The 17,317-nt window shown below is 67.7% G+C and carries 18 protein-coding genes; 11 read left to right on the top strand and 7 right to left on the bottom strand.

The window, feature by feature from the left end; translation table 11 throughout:
• Positions 1–30: 30 nt before the first annotated feature.
• Positions 31–1,146, top strand: a complete 1,116-nt coding sequence (locus AO501_RS25550; protein ID WP_055580376.1) for a glycoside hydrolase family 76 protein — start codon at positions 31–33, stop codon at positions 1,144–1,146.
• Here AO501_RS25550 and AO501_RS25545 read toward each other — a convergent pair.
• The gene (locus tag AO501_RS25545; protein ID WP_055580375.1) at positions 1,135–1,812 is read right to left on the bottom strand and encodes a DedA family protein; all 678 of its coding nucleotides are present in this window, start codon (positions 1,810–1,812) and stop codon (positions 1,135–1,137) included. The genes AO501_RS25550 and AO501_RS25545 overlap by 12 nt on opposite strands.
• A 62-nt stretch (positions 1,813–1,874) precedes the next feature.
• Here AO501_RS25545 and fbaA point away from each other — a divergent pair, with 62 nt between their 5' ends.
• Positions 1,875–2,909 carry a class II fructose-bisphosphate aldolase gene (fbaA, locus tag AO501_RS25540; RefSeq protein WP_055580374.1) on the top strand — a complete coding sequence of 345 codons (1,035 nt, stop codon included), beginning with the start codon at positions 1,875–1,877 and terminating at the stop codon, positions 2,907–2,909.
• A gap of 90 nt (positions 2,910–2,999) precedes the next feature.
• Here the strand turns inward: fbaA and AO501_RS25535 are convergent, their stop codons facing one another.
• Positions 3,000–3,815: a hypothetical protein gene (locus tag AO501_RS25535; RefSeq protein WP_055580373.1), complete on the bottom strand. Its 816-nt coding sequence runs from the start codon at positions 3,813–3,815 to the stop codon at positions 3,000–3,002.
• Positions 3,816–3,855: 40 nt separating this feature from the next.
• On the opposite strand from AO501_RS25535, the gene AO501_RS25530 reads away from it, so the two are divergent.
• Positions 3,856–4,269 (top strand): DUF3151 domain-containing protein, encoded by a 414-nt coding sequence (locus AO501_RS25530; protein WP_055580397.1) that lies wholly within the window; start codon positions 3,856–3,858, stop codon positions 4,267–4,269.
• Here the strand turns inward: AO501_RS25530 and AO501_RS25525 are convergent.
• The 3 genes from AO501_RS25525 to AO501_RS25515 all read right to left on the bottom strand — a co-directional run bounded on the left by AO501_RS25525 (position 4,266) and on the right by AO501_RS25515 (position 6,640).
• Positions 4,266–5,159 carry a cation diffusion facilitator family transporter gene (locus tag AO501_RS25525; protein ID WP_055580372.1) on the bottom strand — a complete coding sequence of 298 codons (894 nt, stop codon included), beginning with the start codon at positions 5,157–5,159 and terminating at the stop codon, positions 4,266–4,268. The two genes, AO501_RS25530 and AO501_RS25525, sit on opposite strands and share 4 nt — an antisense overlap.
• An 85-nt stretch (positions 5,160–5,244) precedes the next feature.
• Complete coding sequence (locus AO501_RS25520) at positions 5,245–6,036, bottom strand: site-2 protease family protein (RefSeq protein ID WP_055580371.1); 792 nt, start codon at positions 6,034–6,036, stop codon at positions 5,245–5,247.
• Positions 6,008–6,640 carry a hypothetical protein gene (locus AO501_RS25515; protein WP_055580370.1) on the bottom strand — a complete coding sequence of 211 codons (633 nt, stop codon included), beginning with the start codon at positions 6,638–6,640 and terminating at the stop codon, positions 6,008–6,010. The genes AO501_RS25520 and AO501_RS25515 overlap by 29 nt, the downstream gene beginning before the upstream one ends.
• A gap of 88 nt (positions 6,641–6,728) precedes the next feature.
• On the opposite strand from AO501_RS25515, the gene AO501_RS25510 reads away from it, so the two are divergent.
• Together AO501_RS25510 and AO501_RS25505 are read left to right on the top strand one after the other, a co-directional pair.
• Complete coding sequence (locus AO501_RS25510) at positions 6,729–8,027, top strand: adenylosuccinate synthase (RefSeq protein WP_055580369.1); 1,299 nt, start codon at positions 6,729–6,731, stop codon at positions 8,025–8,027.
• A complete protein-coding gene (locus tag AO501_RS25505) occupies positions 8,024–8,683 on the top strand; it encodes a PaaI family thioesterase (protein WP_055580368.1) in 660 nt (219 codons plus the stop codon). The genes AO501_RS25510 and AO501_RS25505 overlap by 4 nt, the downstream gene beginning before the upstream one ends.
• Here the strand turns inward: AO501_RS25505 and AO501_RS25500 are convergent, their stop codons facing one another.
• On the bottom strand, positions 8,684–9,973 hold the full coding sequence (locus AO501_RS25500; RefSeq protein WP_156452783.1) for a PPE family protein: 1,290 nt from the start codon (positions 9,971–9,973) through the stop codon (positions 8,684–8,686).
• Between the two features lie 146 nt (positions 9,974–10,119).
• Between AO501_RS25500 and purT the strand changes: the two genes are divergently transcribed.
• Genes purT through AO501_RS25485 form a run of 3 tightly spaced genes read left to right on the top strand, consistent with a single transcriptional unit; the run spans position 10,120 to position 12,943 of the window.
• Entirely contained in the window at positions 10,120–11,328 is a 1,209-nt protein-coding gene (gene purT / locus AO501_RS25495; protein WP_055580367.1) for a formate-dependent phosphoribosylglycinamide formyltransferase, read from the top strand.
• Entirely contained in the window at positions 11,325–11,741 is a 417-nt protein-coding gene (locus AO501_RS25490; protein WP_055580366.1) for a rhodanese-like domain-containing protein, read from the top strand. Before purT ends, AO501_RS25490 begins: the two co-directional genes overlap by 4 nt.
• A gap of 8 nt (positions 11,742–11,749) precedes the next feature.
• Positions 11,750–12,943 carry an O-succinylhomoserine sulfhydrylase gene (locus AO501_RS25485; RefSeq protein ID WP_055580365.1) on the top strand — a complete coding sequence of 398 codons (1,194 nt, stop codon included), beginning with the start codon at positions 11,750–11,752 and terminating at the stop codon, positions 12,941–12,943.
• Here AO501_RS25485 and AO501_RS25480 read toward each other — a convergent pair.
• Entirely contained in the window at positions 12,940–14,355 is a 1,416-nt protein-coding gene (locus tag AO501_RS25480; protein ID WP_055580364.1) for an NAD(P)/FAD-dependent oxidoreductase, read from the bottom strand. The two genes, AO501_RS25485 and AO501_RS25480, sit on opposite strands and share 4 nt — an antisense overlap.
• 401 nt (positions 14,356–14,756) lie before the next feature.
• Here AO501_RS25480 and AO501_RS25475 point away from each other — a divergent pair, with 401 nt between their 5' ends.
• From AO501_RS25475 to AO501_RS25465, 3 genes are read left to right on the top strand one after another with little or no spacing between them, the layout of a single operon-like run.
• Positions 14,757–14,951 carry a hypothetical protein gene (locus tag AO501_RS25475; RefSeq protein WP_055580395.1) on the top strand — a complete coding sequence of 65 codons (195 nt, stop codon included), beginning with the start codon at positions 14,757–14,759 and terminating at the stop codon, positions 14,949–14,951.
• Positions 14,952–14,961: 10 nt separating this feature from the next.
• Positions 14,962–16,197, top strand: a complete 1,236-nt coding sequence (locus AO501_RS25470; protein ID WP_055580363.1) for a cupin domain-containing protein — start codon at positions 14,962–14,964, stop codon at positions 16,195–16,197.
• A complete protein-coding gene (locus tag AO501_RS25465) occupies positions 16,194–17,084 on the top strand; it encodes a sucrase ferredoxin (RefSeq protein ID WP_055580362.1) in 891 nt (296 codons plus the stop codon). The genes AO501_RS25470 and AO501_RS25465 overlap by 4 nt, the downstream gene beginning before the upstream one ends.
• The last annotated feature ends 233 nt before the right edge of the window (positions 17,085–17,317 follow it).

Genomic DNA, 17,317 nt, shown 5'->3' with positions numbered 1-17,317 from the left:
ACCGAAAACGGTAGGGCAGGATCGGCAGGTATGGATCAGGTATGGGCGAACCGGGCCGCCACCTCCGAGACCGCCGTCACGCAACGCAACCTGCGTCGGCTCTGGGGATTGCCCGGCACCCAGCTGGGTGTGGTCGCCTGGCCGTCGGACCGCAAGGACCGCATGTTCGGCACCTGGCACTACTGGTGGCAGGCCCACCTGTTGGACTGCCTGATCGACGCCGAGTTGCGGGATCCGCAACCCGAGCGCCGCACCCGCATCAACCGGCAGATCCGCTCGCACCGGCTGCGCAACACCCTGCGCTGGACCAACAGCTACTACGACGACATGGCATGGCTGGCGTTGGCACTGGAACGCGCCGCACGCCTGGTCGGCGTCGAGCGCAGCCGCGCGCTGCACACACTGGCCAAGCAGTTCGTCGACGCCTGGGTGCCCGAGGACGGCGGCGGCATCCCCTGGCGCAAGCAGGACCAGTTCTTCAACGCGCCGGGCAACGGCCCGGCGGGCATCTTCCTGGCCCGTTACGAAGGGCACCTGCGGCGCGCCCAGCAGATGGCCGACTGGATCGACGAAACCCTGATCGACCCCGACACGCACCTGGTGCTGGACGGCATCAAGGGCGGGTCGTTGGTGCGGGCCCAATACACCTACTGCCAGGGCGTGGTGCTCGGGCTGGAAGTAGAGCTCGCCAAGCGCACCCATGACGACCGGCACCGGCCACGGGTGCACCGGCTTGTTGCGGCAGTCAAGGAACACATGGCGGCCCGCGGCGTCCTGAAGAGTGCCGGCGGCGGTGACGGCGGCCTGTTCGCCGGCATCACCGCCCGCTACCTGGCCCTGGTCGCCACCGACCTGCCCGGTGACTCCGCCGAAGACAAAGCCGCCCGCGACACCGCCCGCGACATCGTGCTGTCGTCGGCGAAGTCGGCGTGGGACTACCGCCAGACGGTGGACGGCCTACCGGTGTTCGGCGCCTTCTGGGACCGCGACGCCGAGATACCCACCGCCGGCGGTCAGCAGGCGCAGTTCGTCGGGGGTGCGGTGAACAGTTCTTCGATCCCCGAGCGGGACCTGTCGGTGCAGCTGTCGGGCTGGATGCTGATGGAGGCCGCCCACAACGTCGCGATGGTCAAGTCAGTCGGATAGCGGCAGATCTTCGGGTTCCTGTGCAGGTGCGTTGCGGCGGGACCGGTAGCCGCGCCAGGCGGCGATGAACGCCGGGATCATCGACACGAACAGGATGCCCAGAATGATCTTTTCCAGATTCTGGTTGACGAATGGCACGGTGCCCAGGAAGTAACCGGCCACCGTGACGCCGCCGCCCCACAGCACGCCGCCGACGATGTCGAACGCCAGATACACCGGGTAGCGCATGTAGGAGACACCGGCGATCACCGGCGTGAAGGTGCGGACGAACGGCATGAACCGGGCCAGGATGATCGCCCACGACCCGTACTTCTCGAAGAACGCGTGCGACTCGGTCACGTAGTGCTTCTTGAAGAAACGGGAGTCTTCCTTCTTGAACAGCGCCGGCCCGATGCGGCGCCCGATGAAGTATCCGGTCTGATCACCCAGGATGGCGACCAGCGCGACCGCGGGCGCGAGGATCCAGATGTCCAGCGTCCCCTTGGCGGCCAGCAGTCCACCGGTGAACAGCAGCGATTCACCGGGCAGTAGTGGGAACAGCAACCCCGTCTCGACGAAGACGATGACGAGGATGGTCGGCAGCACCGCGGAGGCGAACAGACCCTCCGGGCCGATCCAGAACATCGGGTCCAGGATGCTGCCGGACGCGGTCACGGTGGTGCTCATGGTGCTTCAACATACCGGCGTTGCAATACTGAGCAGACCACGTTCCGTACAAGGAGTCCTTCATGCCTATCGCAACGCCCGAGATCTACGCCGAGATGTTGGGACGTGCCAAGGAGAACGCGTACGCGTTCCCGGCCATCAACTGCACCTCCTCGGAGACCATCAACGCAGCCATCAAGGGCTTCGCCGACGCCGGCAGTGACGGCATCATCCAGTTCTCGACCGGCGGCGCGGAATTCGGCTCCGGACTCGGGATCAAGGAGATGGTGACGGGTGCGGTGGCCCTGGCCGAATTCACCCACATCATCGCGGCCAAGTACCCGATCAACGTGGCGCTGCACACCGACCACTGCCCCAAGGACAAGCTGGACACCTACGTCCGTCCCTTGCTGGCGATCTCTTCAGACCGAGTCTCGTCCGGCAAGAACCCCCTGTTCCAGTCGCACATGTGGGACGGCTCGGCGGTTCCCATCGACGAGAACCTCGAGATCGCGCAGGAGCTGCTCAAGCAGGCCGCGGCCGCCAAGATCATCCTGGAAATCGAGATCGGCGTCGTCGGCGGCGAAGAAGACGGCGTCGCCAACGAGATCAACGACAAGCTCTACACCACTCCGGAGGACTTCGAGAAGACCATCGAGGCACTGGGCCATGGCGAGCACGGCCACTACCTGCTGGCCGCCACGTTCGGCAACGTGCACGGCGTCTACAAGCCGGGCAACGTCAAGCTGCGCCCCGACATCCTGGACCAGGGCCAGAAGGTGGCGGCGGCCAAGCTTGGCCTGGGCGATGACGCCAAGCCGTTCGACTTCGTCTTCCACGGCGGCTCGGGCTCGGCGAAGTCCGAGATCGAGGAGGCGCTGCGCTACGGCGTGGTGAAGATGAACGTCGACACCGACACCCAGTACGCCTTCACCCGCCCGATCGTCGCGCACATGTTCTCCAACTACGACGGCGTGCTCAAGGTCGACGGCGAAGTCGGCAACAAGAAGGTCTACGACCCGCGCAGCTACCTCAAGAAGGCTGAAGCCGGCATGACCGAGCGCGTCATCGAGGCCTGCAACGACCTGCACTGCGCCGGCAAGTCCCTGGCCGGCTGATCTCAGGCGCCGAGCGTGTTCCCAGGGCGGAATTTTCGCGGAAAACGCGCCCTCAGAACACGTTCGGCGCGGGACGGGAGTTGAGGTCTGTCAGCTGGACTGGCAGATCTTCCACTGGTCGTCACGGAACTGCAGGTCCAGGCTGCGGGTGGAGCGGGTCTGCGGGTCATAGGCCATGAACGTGGTGATGTTGGCCTCCGCATGCTGGCCGTTGACGACGACCTGGTCGATGCTGGCGATCACCGGGTACTGCTTCGCCGCCGAAACCCGCTGGTAGGTCTCTGACCAGGCCTTTTCGTCGTACTCCACGTACCCGTCGCGGGTGGTGCCGCAGGTGATGGTGCGCAGGGCGGTCAGGTCGCCGCGTTGGACGGCGATGTCGAAGCTCTGGATGGTCTGCTTCACCTGGTCCTCTTGCGAGGCCTTCGCGTGCTTGCTGCGCGTGAGCAGGACGGTGCCGAAGATGGCGATGGCCGCCAGGGCCAGGACGATCACAACGACCGCCAGCACCCAGCCCCAGTTGCGCTGCTTGGCCCCCGGCTTGGCCCCGCCGCGCGGTGGAATGGATTGGGGGACAGCGGTTTTGGGTGGCAGCGGGGGAGCGGGTGGCGTCGGCGGGGTGCCCGCGGCCGGCCGGGTGTGGAAAGCCTCGGTGGCCGCGTCCTGCGAGGTGGCGATCACCTGGGTTTCCTTCGCGTCGAACCCGGGCGCCGTGAAGCGCCGCTCGGGCTCCGGGTGCGCACCCTCCGAACCCTCGTCCGGGTTGCGGGTGGCGATCGCCTGCGTCTCGCTGTCCGAGTCGCCGGCGATCAGAGGTTGCGCCTCGGTGGCGTCGGGGTCGCGCTCAGCGTCCGTCTTGCCGCCGGATGTGGTGCCGTCGCGGTCAGGCTCGGGTGCGTTGGGCATGCGTGCAGCTTAACCGAGCCGCATTGGCAGAATGGGCGCCATGACGCCCTCTGGTGACCTCCTGGGACCTGATCCGACTCTGCTTCCGGGCGACAGCGAGGCGGAAGCCGAGCTGCGCGCAAACGAGAAGCCGGGGATCGTCGCCGCCGCCCATCCGTCGGCGTCAGTGGCCTGGGCGGCTCTCGCCGAAGAGGCGCTGGCCGAGGACAAGGCGATCACGGCGTACGCCTACGCCCGCACCGGTTACCACCGGGGCTTGGACCAGCTGCGCCGCAACGGCTGGCGGGGTTTCGGCCCGGTGCCCTACGCGCACGAGCCCAACCGCGGATTCCTGCGGTGTGTGGCGGCGCTGGCCCGTGCCGCGGACGCCATCGGGGAGACCGACGAATACAACCGCTGCCTCGATCTGCTCGACGACTGCGACCCCGGGGCCCGCGCGGCGCTCGGCTTCTAGAACGTCTCCTCGCAGTGGCCGTCCGGGCAGTCGATCTGGACGGTGGCGTGGTTGAGCCCTCGGGCTGACAGCAGCGCCCGCGCGTCACTGAGCACCTGCGCCGAGTCGGCGGTGCTGGTGAGGTGGGCGGTCACCATGTCCTTGCCGGGGGACAGGGTCCAGACGTGCAGGTCGTGCACGTCGGTCACACCCTCGAGGTCGCCCAGCGCCGAACGCAGTTCGTCGACGTCGATGTGCGCGGGCGAGGACTCGGACAGGATGCGCAGGGCGGAGCGGGCCAGCGCGATCGCCCTGGGCAGCACCCACAGCGCGACCAGGACGGCGACCACCACGTCGGCGTAGGGCCAGTGCGTCGTGACGGTCACGACGCCGGCGATCAGCACCCCGATGCTGCCGACGGTGTCGGCGACGACCTCCATGTAGGCGCCCTTGACCGCCAGGCTCGCCTCGGAGTGCGATCGCAGCAGCATCGCCACCGCGAAGTTGGCGGCCACGCCGGCCAGGGCCACCACGATCATCGGCACGCCGGGCACCGACGGCTTGCTGCCGAGCCGCTCGACGGCCTCGTAAAGGATGAACAGCGCGACCCCGACCAGCAGCACGGCGTTGGCGACGGCGGTGAACACCTCGGCCCGGTGCCAGCCGTAGGTGCGGTCCGGTGAGGAACTGCCGCGCTGGGCGAGAATGACCGCGACCAGTCCCATGAACACGGCGACCACGTCGGTGAGCATGTGGCCCGCATCGGCCAGCAACGCGATCGAGTTGATCAGCAACGCGGTGGTCAGTTCGATGACGAAGAAGGTCGCGAGGATTCCCGCGGCACCGATCATCCGCGGGATCATGCGCGACGAGTCCGCTTCAGCGGGGGTGTGACTGTGTCCGGCGCCCATGACTACGTAATATATGCGTAATTACGCATATATGGCAAGGCTCAGGTGGTCGCCCGCCGCGACACTGGGCGACTCGGGCACCCGCTCAGGTGAGGGCACTCCAGAAGCGGGTCAATGCACCGCCGGCCATCGACAGCCGCGGCGGCACCCCGGACAGCTCGAAGAGCCAGTAGACGACCTCGAAGAACCAGCGGTTCAATCCGGGCGCCAGCAGCACGACCAGCAGAATGAACAGGCCGAACTGCTTGGCCGGTGCCACCGCGCGTTGCGTCTGCGGGCTCAGGTGTGGCTCGACCGCGTCGTAGCCGTCCAGGCCGGGGACCGGCAGCAGGTTCAGCACCACCGCGGTGACCTGCAGGAAGCCGAGGAAGGCCATCCCGGCCGCCAGCACCGCATGCGCGGGGTCGTAGAAAACGCGAGTTGCGGTCAGCAGCAGCACCGCCAGTACCAGGTTCATCGCCGGCCCGGCCAGGCTCACCAGGGTGCGGCGCACCGGCGTCATGAACGAGGTCTGCAGATAGACGGCCGCGCCGGGCAGGCCGATCCCGCCCAGCGCGATGAACACCATCGGCAGCACCAGCGACAGCCCCAAATGGCTGTAGCGGCGCGGATCCAGGTTCAGGTAGCCGCGCACCGCCGCGTCGTGGTCGCCGAACCGCCATGCGGTGTAGGCGTGGCCGAACTCGTGCAGGCACAGCGACACCAGCCAGCCCGCGATGACGAAGACGAACACTCCGGCGTAGGCCAGTGGACGTACCACCGAGCCGGCCGCCCACGCCATCGCCGCTCCGGCGCCCGTCACTCCGACCAGGCCAAGAAAGATCGGGCTGGGGCGCACCCGGTCGAAACTACCGAACCAACAGCCAGCCCTCGACATGGCGGTAGAACGCCGACCGGCGCACCGGCCGCGGCGCCGGGACGCCGTCACGCTGCACCGCGGCACCGGTCGTGCCCAACTGCGCGGCGCGCCCGCTCACCCACCGCGGCAAACGCCCGCGCACGGCGGCCCGTAGGCCCGGCAACGCCGGCGTCGGCTCGACCCACACCTCAGCCACCTCGCCGTCGAACAGCACCGTGTCATCGACTACGGCCTCGCCCCGAATCGCGACCGCCCCCTCGGCCGGCAGCCAGCGGGCCCGCCCCACCAGCGCCGTCCCGGTCTCGTCACGGATCAGCGGCACCCGGCCCGCGATACCCCGCAGGGCTCGCCGGACCGCGCGTCGTCCGGTCGGCAACCGGTATATCCGGGTGGCCCGGGTGCGCCGGCGCGGTGCGTACGCCACCTCGACGTCGAGCCGGTCGGCGCGCAACAGCCGGGTCAGCACGGTCGCAAGATCGGCATCGGAGCCCACCACCACCAGCCGCCGGCAAGCCCCGATTTCGTCGTTGCCGAGGGTGGGCAGGCCGCGCAATGCCGGAGGCAGGCGCGCGTCGTCAGACACCCACACGACAACACCCGGCGCGTTCTCCGCCGTATTCATGACACTCCTCGGGAACCGCTCGGTAGGGTAGGTCACCGGCTGGACCACAATAAGCGGCCCAACCTGCCAGACGAGTTGGGAGCACGTCATGCCGGCAATCGTCCTCATCGGCGCCCAGTGGGGTGACGAGGGCAAAGGTAAAGCAACGGATCTGCTCGGCGGACGAGTGCAGTGGGTGGTGCGCTACCAGGGGGGTAACAACGCCGGGCACACCGTGGTGCTGCCGACCGGCGAGAACTTCGCCCTGCACCTGATCCCGTCGGGGGTGCTGACGCCCGGCGTCACCAACGTCATCGGCAACGGTGTCGTGATCGATCCCGGAGTGCTGCTCGACGAGCTCAAGGGGCTGGAAGATCGCGGCGTCGACACCTCGAAGCTGTTGATCTCCGCCGACGCGCACCTGCTGATGCCCTACCACGTGGCCATCGACAAGGTGACCGAGCGCTACATGGGCAGCAAGAAGATCGGCACCACCGGGCGCGGCATCGGGCCGTGCTACCAGGACAAGATCGCGCGGATGGGGATCCGGGCCGCCGACGTGCTCGACCACGCCCAGCTGCAGCACAAGATCGAGGCTGCCCTCGAACTGAAGAACCAGATCCTGGTCAAGATCTACAACCGCAAGGCCCTCGAGCCCGACCAGGTCCTCGAGGCGGTGCTGCAGCAGGCCGAGGGGTTCCGCCACCGCATCGCCGACACGCGGCTGCTGCTGAACAACGCCCTGGACGCCGGTGAGACGGTGCTGCTGGAAGGTTCGCAGGGCACCCTGCTCGACGTCGACCACGGCACCTACCCGTACGTGACGTCGTCGAACCCGACGGCGGGTGGCGCGGCCGTGGGCTCGGGCATCGGCCCGACCCGGATCGGCACCGTGCTGGGCATCCTGAAGGCCTACACCACCCGGGTGGGTTCCGGCCCGTTCCCGACGGAACTTTTCGACGAGAACGGCGAGTACCTGTCCAAGACCGGTGGCGAATTCGGGGTCACCACCGGGCGGCGGCGCCGCTGCGGCTGGTTCGACGCCGTCATCGCCCGCTACGCCACCCGCGTCAACGGCATCACCGACTACTTCCTGACCAAGCTCGACGTGCTGTCCAGCCTGGAGACGGTGCCGGTCTGCGTCGGCTACGAGGTCGACGGCAAGCGCACGCCCGAGATGCCGATGACCCAGAGCGACCTGTGCCGCGCCACGCCGGTCTACGAGGAGCTGCCGGGCTGGTGGGAAGACATCTCCGCCGCGCGCGAATTCGACGACCTGCCCGCCAAGGCCCGCGACTACGTTTTGCGGCTGGAAGAGCTTGCCGGAGCTCATGTTTCGTGCATCGGGGTCGGCCCGGGGCGGGACCAGACCATCGTGCGCCGCGATATCCTGGCGGCTCGCGCGTGACGCATTACACGTCACTCGGGCAGCAGGGTGATCCCCGGGACGAAGATCCCGAGTACGAACACCACGGCGGCTTTCCCGAGTACGGCCCGGCCAGCCCGGGCCCCGGGTTCGGGAAGTTCGTGGCGACCATGCGCCGGCTGCAGGACCTCGCGGTGTCCGCCGACCCGGGTGACGACGTGTGGGACGAGGCGGCCGAGCGTGCCGCGGCGCTCATGGACCTACTGGAGCCGTTCGAGGCGGACGCGGGCCAGTCGCCGGCCGGCCGCACCCCCGGCCTGCCCGGCATGGGCAGCCTGCTGCTGCCGCCCTGGAAGCTGACCCGCTACGCCGCCGACGGCGTCGAGATGACGGGGCATTTCACCCGGTTTCACGTCGGAGGTAACTGGGCGGTGCACGGCGGAGTGCTGCCGCTGCTGTTCGACCACACCTTCGGCATGGTCAGCCACGCCGCCGGACGCCCGATCAGCCGAACGGCCTTCCTGCATGTCGACTACCGCAAGATCACGCCGATCAACGCACCGCTGACCATCCGCGGGCGGGTCACCCGGATCGAGGGTCGCAAAGCGTTCGTGTCGGCCGAGCTGGTTGACGCCGAGGAGGCGCTACTGGCCGAGGGCAACGGCCTGATGGTTCGCCTGCTGCCCGGCCAGCCCTGATTACTGCTGGTTCGGGTTCGGCGGCACCACGATGATGGTCGCGCCCGGGATCGCCGCCAGCGTCGCCGCCAGGTTGGCCACCACCCCCGGTGGCAGGCCCTGCGGCAGGCCGGGGAAGTGTGCGGCGGTGGCCGCGGCGGGAATGGCGGGGGTGTTGGCGGCAGGCCTGGTAGCGGCGGCGGTCCCGCCGGCCTTCGGTGCGGCCTCGGCCGGGGTCGCCGACGACCCGGCGCGCGCCGCCAGTCCGGCCAGGCTGGTACCGGCCAGTCCGGCCGCCGCCATGCCGGCGTAGCCGCCGTCCTCGGCGGTGTACAGCGGAGTGCTGTTGGGGAACATCGCCGTGACCTGCCGCACCGCCGGCGGCATGAACCAGCTCTGCGGCACCGACAGGCCGTTCAGGCTGGCGGAATAGCCCGAAACCGCAGTCGCTCCGGCCCCGACAGGCCCGGCCGCGAACCGCTCCAGACCCACGGAAGGCTCCTCGGCTGGAATGAGCACCGCGTCCCCGAGCCCTTCTTTCTGCAGCTCGTTCCCCTGTTCGAGCTCCTCCTCCTCGACCTGGTCGCTGCGGACCTCCTCGGTGTACTGCCCCAACGCGACGATCAGGCTGGCACCCGCGAGGCCCGCGGTGGTAAGGACCAGCAGGTCAAGATCTTGGAAGGGGCTGGGCAGCGGGATCACGGGCGCTGCCGGGGCCACCGCGGCGGCGGAACCTACTGCCGGCGGCAGTGCAATGCCTTCCAACTCCTCGGCCAACGCGCCCTCGGTGGTGGTCGCGGGTGGCAGCGTGAACGGCGGCAATTGGGAGGCGGCTTCCGAGCTGCCGGCGTAGCCGTCCATGGCCACGATGTCCTGGGCCCACATCTCGCCGTAGTCCGCTTCGGTGGTCGCGATGGCCGGCGTGTTCTGCCCGAAGATGTTGGTTCGGACCAGCGAGAGGGTGACATGGCGATTGGCCGCGATGGCTGCCGGGGGAACGGTGGCCGCGTAGGCGGCCTCGTAGGCGTTCGCGGCGGCCAGGGCCTGGGTGGCGGCCTGTTCGGCCTGAGCGGCGGTCCCACGCATCCATGCCACGTAGGGGGTGGCCGCTGCCGCCATCGTCAGCGAGGACGGACCCAGCCATTCCTGACTGGTGAGGCCGGAGAGCACCGAAGCGTAGGATTCGGCCGTCGCGTTCAGTTCCTCGGCAAGCCGTTCCCACGCCGCCGCCGCCTGCATCAAGGGGGCCGACCCGGGCCCGGAATAGATTCTGGCCGAATTGATTTCAGGAGGTAGCGCGCCGAAATCCAGATTCAGCGCGCTTCCCTGGGCGGTCACGAACGACATGCACATCTCCTCTCCCCCCGAGACAGTTAATCTTTTTCGCTCAGCGAGATACAAATTCGGGAAATGAGTCCCGGCGCGGTGTTCTGCTGGCCGCACCTATTGTTGAGTGCGTGACTGACGGCGTGACCGAACAACAAGAGGGCACGACGACGTGGGCCGTCGAGGAACCAGCCGAACCCGAGGCCGATGCCGGGCCACGGGTGCTGTTGCTTGGTTCCGATGAGTCCGGCCAGGAGCTGGCGGTGGCACTGCAGCGGCTGGGGGCTGAGGTGATCACCGCGGATGCCGATACGCTGTCCGACGCCGAGGAGCTCACGGCGGTCGTGGCGGCGCTGCAACCGGATTTCGTGGTGACGCTTCCCGGGGCGTTCGACACATCGGCGGCCGTCACGGTCCTCGAGGAGCTCGAAGCCCAGGACACCGAACTGGTGCCCGGGGCGCGCGCCGTGCGGTTGACGGCGGACCGGGAGGGTCTGCGCAAGCTCGCCGCCGACGAGCTGGGCCTGCCCACCGCGCCGTTCTGGTTCGTCGATTCATTGGCCGAACTCGAGGCGGTCGCCGCCCACGCCGGTTTCCCTCTGCTGGTCAAGGCGGTCGACGGGTCTGGCCGGTCGGTCGTCCGGGGTGCGGACGAAGTTGCCCGAGCCTGGGAGCTGGCCGGTGCGGGCGGCCGGGTGTGGGCCGAGACCGTGGTCGACGTCGAGTTTTTGGTCACGCTGATCGTGGTGCGCACCGAGGGCCCGTCGGGGCCCGTCATCGAGTTCTGCGCGCCGATCGGTCACGGCAGCGACGACAACGGCGCGCTGGAGTCCTGGCAGCCGCAGCACCTGACCACCGCCGCCGTGGACGCGGCGAAGTCGATTGCCGCACGCATCGTCAAATCGCTGGGCGGACGCGGTGTGTTCAGTGTCGAGTTGATGATCAACGGCGACGAGGTGTACTTCGCTGAAGTGATCGCTGGTCCGAGTGACAGCGCCTGGGTAACGCTGCGTAGCCAGCGGCTTTCGATTTTCGAGCTGCAGGCGCGGGCTGTCCTGGGAGTTGCCGTGGACACCATGATGGTGTCGCCGGGCGCCGCCCGGCTGGTCGATCACGGGCCGGCCGCGCCTGGGGTGGCCCCCAGCGGGGACGTGCTGGCCTCCGCTCTTGCGGTGCCCGAAAGCGATCTGCGGGTGTTCGGTTCGACGACCGACGAGCAGCCTGCCTCGGTGCCGGACAAGTGGGGTGTGACGCTGGCCACCGCGCCGGAGGTCACCGCCGCTCGCGACCGCGCCCGGGAGGTCGCGACCCGGCTGAATGTGCGAGACTCACGCGGGTGAGTTACGCAGGAGACATCACGCCGCTGCAGGCGTGGAAATTGCTCAGCGACAATCCTGAGGCTGTGCTGGTGGATGTGCGCACCGACGCCGAGTGGCGGTTCGTGGGGGTTCCCGACCTGTCGAGTCTGGGCCGCGACGTGGTCTACGTCGAGTGGAACAAATCCAACGGACAGCACAACAACAACTTCCTTGACGAACTGAAGGACAAGGTCCCCGCCGGTGAGGGCGAGCGCCCCGTGGTGTTCCTGTGTCGCTCCGGAAACCGCTCCATCGGAGCCGCCGAAGTCGCGACCGAGGCCGGCTTCACGCCGTCGTACAACGTGCTGGACGGCTTCGAAGGTCAGCTCGACGTCCACGGGCACCGGGGCGAGACGGGTTGGCGCGCGGTCGGGCTGCCCTGGAAACAGGGCTAGCCTCAGCGATGAAGGACCTGCCGGACGGCGTGAGCCAGGCGACCATCGGCGTGCGCGGCGGATTGACGCGATCGGGTTTCGAAGAGACGTCCGAGGCGATGTTCCTGTCGTCCGGTTACGTCTATCCTTCCGCGGAGGTCGCCGAGCAGTCGTTCACCGGCGAGGTGGAGCACTACGTCTACTCGCGCTACGGCAACCCCACCGTCAACATGTTCCAGGAACGGCTGCGCCTCATCGAGGGCGCCCCGGCCGCGTTCGCGACGGCCAGCGGCATGGCCGCCGTGTTCGTCTCCCTCGGGGCGCTGCTGGGTGCCGGCGATCGCCTGGTGGCGGCGCGCAGTCTGTTCGGATCCTGTTTCGTGGTGTGCAACGAGATCCTGCCGCGCTGGGGTGTGGAGACCGTGTTCGTCGACGGCGACGACCTCGCCCAGTGGGAAGAGGCGTTGTCGAAGCCCACCCAGGCGGTGTTCTTCGAAACCCCGTCCAATCCCATGCAGTCTCTCGTCGACATTGCGGCGGTCACCGGCCTGGCGCACGCGGCGGGCGCGAAAGTGGTGCTGGACAACGTTTTCGCGACGCCGCTGCTGCAGCAGGGTTTCCCGCTCGGGGTGGACGTGGTGGTGTACTCCGGCACCAAGCACATCGACGGCCAGGGGCGGGTGCTCGGTGGCGCCATCCTCGGCGACAAGGAGTACATCGACGGTCCGGTGCAGAAGCTGATGCGGCACACTGGCCCCGCGATGAGCGCGTTCAATTCCTGGGTGATGCTCAAAGGGCTTGAGACGCTTGCCATTCGGGTCCAATACAGCAACGCTTCGGCGCAACGCATCGCGGAGTTCCTGGAAGGACATCCCGCCGTCAACTGGGTGCGTTACCCATTCCTGCCGTCGCATCCGCAGTACGACCTGGCCAAGCGCCAAATGTCCGGCGGCGGAACGGTTGTGACCTTCGAGTTGAACGCGGCGGAAGGTGCTGCCAAGGAGCGGGCCTTCGAGGTGCTGGACAAGCTACGGCTAATCGACATCTCCAACAACCTGGGCGACACGAAATCCCTTGTCACGCATCCGGCTACGACGACGCACCGCGCGATGGGGCCGGAAGGCCGCGCTGCTATCGGGCTCGGTGACGGCGTGGTCCGGATCTCGGTAGGCCTGGAAGGCACCGACGATCTGATCGCCGACATCGACCAGGCCCTGAGTTAGCCCGCCGCCCGCTGTTCGGCCGCCTCCGCGCGTTCCGCAGCGGCCAGCGTGCCCTCTTCCGAGTATTCCTTGACCCAGTTGACCGCCACCCGGGCGTAGATCATCTGGCTGGTGATCGCCATCTGGCCCCGGGTGCGGCCGAGGAAGGCGAGCCCCCAGGAGAAGGCGGCGGAGATCCGGTTTCGGTGGCCCACCAGATACAACAGGTGCAGGAACAGCCACGCCAACCAGGCGATTAAGCCGGCGAACTCCACCTTGCCGACCTTCGCGACGGCGCTGTAGTGGGAGATCAGCGCCATGCTGCCCTTGTTGAAATACTGGAACGGCTCTCTCGCGGTCGGGTCGTCCTTGCCTTTGACCATGTTCTTGATCACGCCGGTGGCGTACTTCGCACCCTGGATCGCGCCCTGCGCCATTCCCGGGACATCTGGCACCGCCATCAGGTCGCCGATGACGAAGACATTCGGGTGTCCCTTGACGGTGAGGTCGGGCTCCACGACAACCCTTCCGGCACGGTCGATTTCGGTGCCGTCAGACTGCTCGGCGATCATCTTGCCGAGCGAACTGGCCTGCACCCCGGCCGCCCACACCTTGCAGGCGCATTCGATGCGGCGTTCGGTGCCGTCCTTGTCCTTGACGGTGATGCCCTTGTAGTCGACCGCGGTCACCATTGCATTGAGTTGGACCTCGACGTCCATCTTCTCCAGCTTGTGCTGTGCCTTGGCGCCCAGCTTGGGGCCCATCGGCGGCAAGACCGCGGGGGCGGCGTCGAGCAGAATCACCCGGCACTCGCTGGGTGTGATGGTTCGGAACGCTCCGGCCAGCGTGCGCTCGGCGAGTTGAACGATCTCGCCGGCGAGTTCGACGCCGGTGGGCCCCGCCCCGACCACGACGAAGGTCAGCCGGCGTTCGCGCTCGGCGTGGTCGGTGGCGACTTCGGCCGCCTCGAACGCGCCGAGAATGCGGCCGCGCAGCTCCAGCGCGTCGTCGATGGTCTTCATCCCGGGCGCGAAGGTGGCGAAGTGGTCGTTGCCGAAGTAGGACTGCTGGGCGCCGGCGGCGACGATCAGGCTGTCGTAGTGCGTCACCGTCTCCATGTTGATCAGCTTCGAGGTGACGGTCTGGGATGCGAGGTCGATCCCGCTGACCTCACCCAGGATCACCCGCACATTCTTCTGCCTGCGCAGGATCAGCCGGGTGGTCGGGGCGATGTCGCCCTCGGACAGGATGCCGGTCGCCACTTGGTACAGCAGCGGTTGAAACAGATGGGTCGTCGTCTTCGAAATCAGGGTGATGTCCACATTGGCTCGCTTGAGCGACTTGGCCGCATTGAGGCCGCCGAACCCGCTGCCGATGATGACGACGTGGTGGCGCTTCTCGGCGGTCGAGGCTTCGGCGGGTGGGGGCGTCATGGTCCTCCTTCAGTCTGGTCACTGCAGCGCATCTACCGTACGACTCAACCAGCCGAAAGTCGCACCTTTCATCGTCTCGTTATCGCACCGGAGAACCTGAGATCAGGATTTGGCGGAACGGGATGACGGCCGTGTCGATCTCCCGGCTGGATCATTTATTGTGCAGTACCCGAAAATCATTGCGCAGAAAGCGAATTGGTATCAGATGCGATAGGGCCGCCCGATGCGCGGCCTCGGACAGCGGGACGGCTGACGGTGCACGCGTGCGTACGCGCGAGAACGTTTGTCGCTGCCGCGTTTAGCCGAGGCCTCGCGCGTAAACTCCTGCGGTGCGTGATCGCAGACACGCAGCAACCGGCACGGAATCTGACCGTCCGGTGATTCCAGAGAAAGGCAGCATCATGGCGCTCGACGATGACGACATCACCACCGCTGGTGGCGACGGCGGTGAAGGCACGGCCGACGGCGGCTCCAACCCTGAAGGTCACGACGGCGGGGCTGACGGAACGGCAAGCGAAGGCTCGAAGGGCGAAGGTCCCGCCGACGGCGGCTCCAACCCCGAAGGTCACGATGGCGGGGCCGACGGAACCGCGTGACCGCCGCTAGATGTTGAGTCGCTGTACGGCCACCGATGCTGGGTTGTTCGCAACCCGGCATTGGGGCCGCACGCCCCTACTCAGCCGCGCTGAGGCGCTGCCGCGCGACTTCAGCGATTTGCTGTCGCCGTCGGCGGTGGATGAACTGATCGCCCGGCGTGGTGTGCGCACACCGTTCATCCGGATGGCCAGGGCCGGCGACATCCTGGCCCGGGACTGCTACGCCGGCCCGGCCGGCTTCGGCGCCGAAGTGCCGGATCAAGTGGATTCAGCCAAGGTCCTGGCCGAGTTCTCCGCCGGCGCGACCATCGTCTTGCAGGGATTGCATCGGTTGTGGCCGCCCCTGATCGACTTCGTGCGAGCCATGGTCGACGATCTGGGGCATCCGGTGCAGGCCAACGCCTATGTGACCCCGCCTGGTAGCCAAGGCTTCGATCCGCACTACGACGTCCACGACGTGTTCATCCTCCAAGCGTCGGGCGAGAAGCACTGGACGGTGCACGAGCCCGTGCATCAGCACCCGTTGCCCTCGCAACCGTGGACACAGCACCGGGAGGCCATCGCCGCGCGAATCGAGGATGACCCGGTCATCGATACGGTTCTGAAAGCCGGAGACGCGCTGTATCTGCCGCGCGGTTGGGTGCACTCCGCGCGCTCCTTGGAGACGACCTCGATCCACCTCACCATCGGGGTGTCCGCATTGACGTCTCTGGACGTCGTCCGTGCGTTCGTCGACACGCTGGCCTCGGATGCCGAGTTCAGACGGCCGCTGCCGATGGGCATCGATGCCACCAACCGCGACGAGATGGCGGCGACGACGAGCAAGATCATGGCCCAGGTCGTCGACGCCGTGCGGGATCGAGCCGCCGATCTGAGTCTCGGGGCGGCCGCGCGGTTGTCGGACCGTCACGCTCAGACCACCAGGCCCGTCCCGGTTCAGGTGCTGGCCACGCTGGCGGCCGCCGAACGGGCCGGCGAGATACCGGTTCGATGGCGTCACGGACTGATCGGGACACCGCAGATTGTCGACGACCGTGTTGTGCTGCGGCTACCGGACCGGACCATCACGTTCCCCGGGTACTGCGCACCCGCCATCGAAGCGCTTCATCGCGGAGTGGTTGCCGATGCCGACACCCTGCCCGGCCTCGACCACGCCGACTCCACAGTGCTGATCCGCCGACTGCTGCGCGAGGCCGTGCTGGTGCCGACCGAAGACGGGCTCTCGACCGGGCCAGAGCACGGATGAACGCGCCGCGGCGTACTCCGTGCAGCGACCAGTCGCTGTCGCGGGACGACCCGTTGTACGGAACCGCGTCGGCCGGGCACGCGTGGGCAATGCTCGAACTCGGTGGGGCGTGGGGACAGTCGGCTTTCCTGGACTCACCGGCGATCATCGACCGCGAACTCGGGCGTCAGGTCTGCCGCCGCATCGAGGCTGCGGGCATGCGGGTCACCGCGATCCGTCGCCCCGGGCGCCGTCCGGTGACGCCGCGCTGGCGGTGGTTCATCGCGCGGTGTGATGAGGGCAGCGAGGCGCTCTACCACGGGGAGGTCGATGAAGCTGGGGACTATTTGGACATCGCTTTAGATGGCTCCGACGGTGAATTGACCAGCGGCCCGCTCGTCGCGGTGTGTGCGCATGGCAAGCACGATCAGTGCTGCGCGGTGCGGGGCCGAAGCGCGGCGGCCGCCATCGCGGCTGAGTATCCCGAATTCGTTTGGGAATGCTCACATTTGGGCGGTGACCGATTCGCGGCGACGATGCTGGTGCTGCCCGAAGGCCTGTGTTACGGACGGGTCGATTCCACCGACTCGGCCGAACTAGTGCGGCTGTATCTCGACGGGCGGCTCGACCACCGGTACCTGCGCGGGCGCACATGCCTGCCGCATGTGGTCCAAGCCGCGCAGCATTTCGCCCGGGAAGCGTCGGGGGAGGATCGGATCGGCGCGTTGTCCCCCCTGAGGGTCGAGCACAAGGGCGGCGGGATTCATCACGTCGAGCTTGCTGCTGACCCGGGTCCGGTGGAAGTCGTTGTCGCAGAAGAGATGTCCGAACCGCTGCTTTCCATGTGCCGCGCTTCGGTCCACGGTCGGGTACGGACCTACGCCCTGGTGTCGGTGAAGTCGGACTGAGCGAGGTCTTCGTCGGTCGCGACGGAACGAACCCGTCTGGTGCGGTTGCGCAGACCGCCTCCGGGCCATTCGCGCTCGCCGGCGTCACCACCGGCAGCGGCTGACGTAACCATCATCGACGAGGCCGCTTTATCGGAATCAATGTCGGGGGTAACTTGTCTTGGGTCAAGAACTTGGCAGGTTTCTGGGGGATCTTTCTGCAAGGTAGGCCTGTATGGGGGTGCGGTCGGCCA

The organism is Mycobacterium gordonae, assembly GCF_001417955.2.
Taxonomy (GTDB): domain Bacteria; phylum Actinomycetota; class Actinomycetes; order Mycobacteriales; family Mycobacteriaceae; genus Mycobacterium; species Mycobacterium gordonae_B.
The sequence above is the reverse complement of the archived record's forward strand: the minus strand, read 5'-3'. Positions and strand labels throughout refer to the sequence as shown.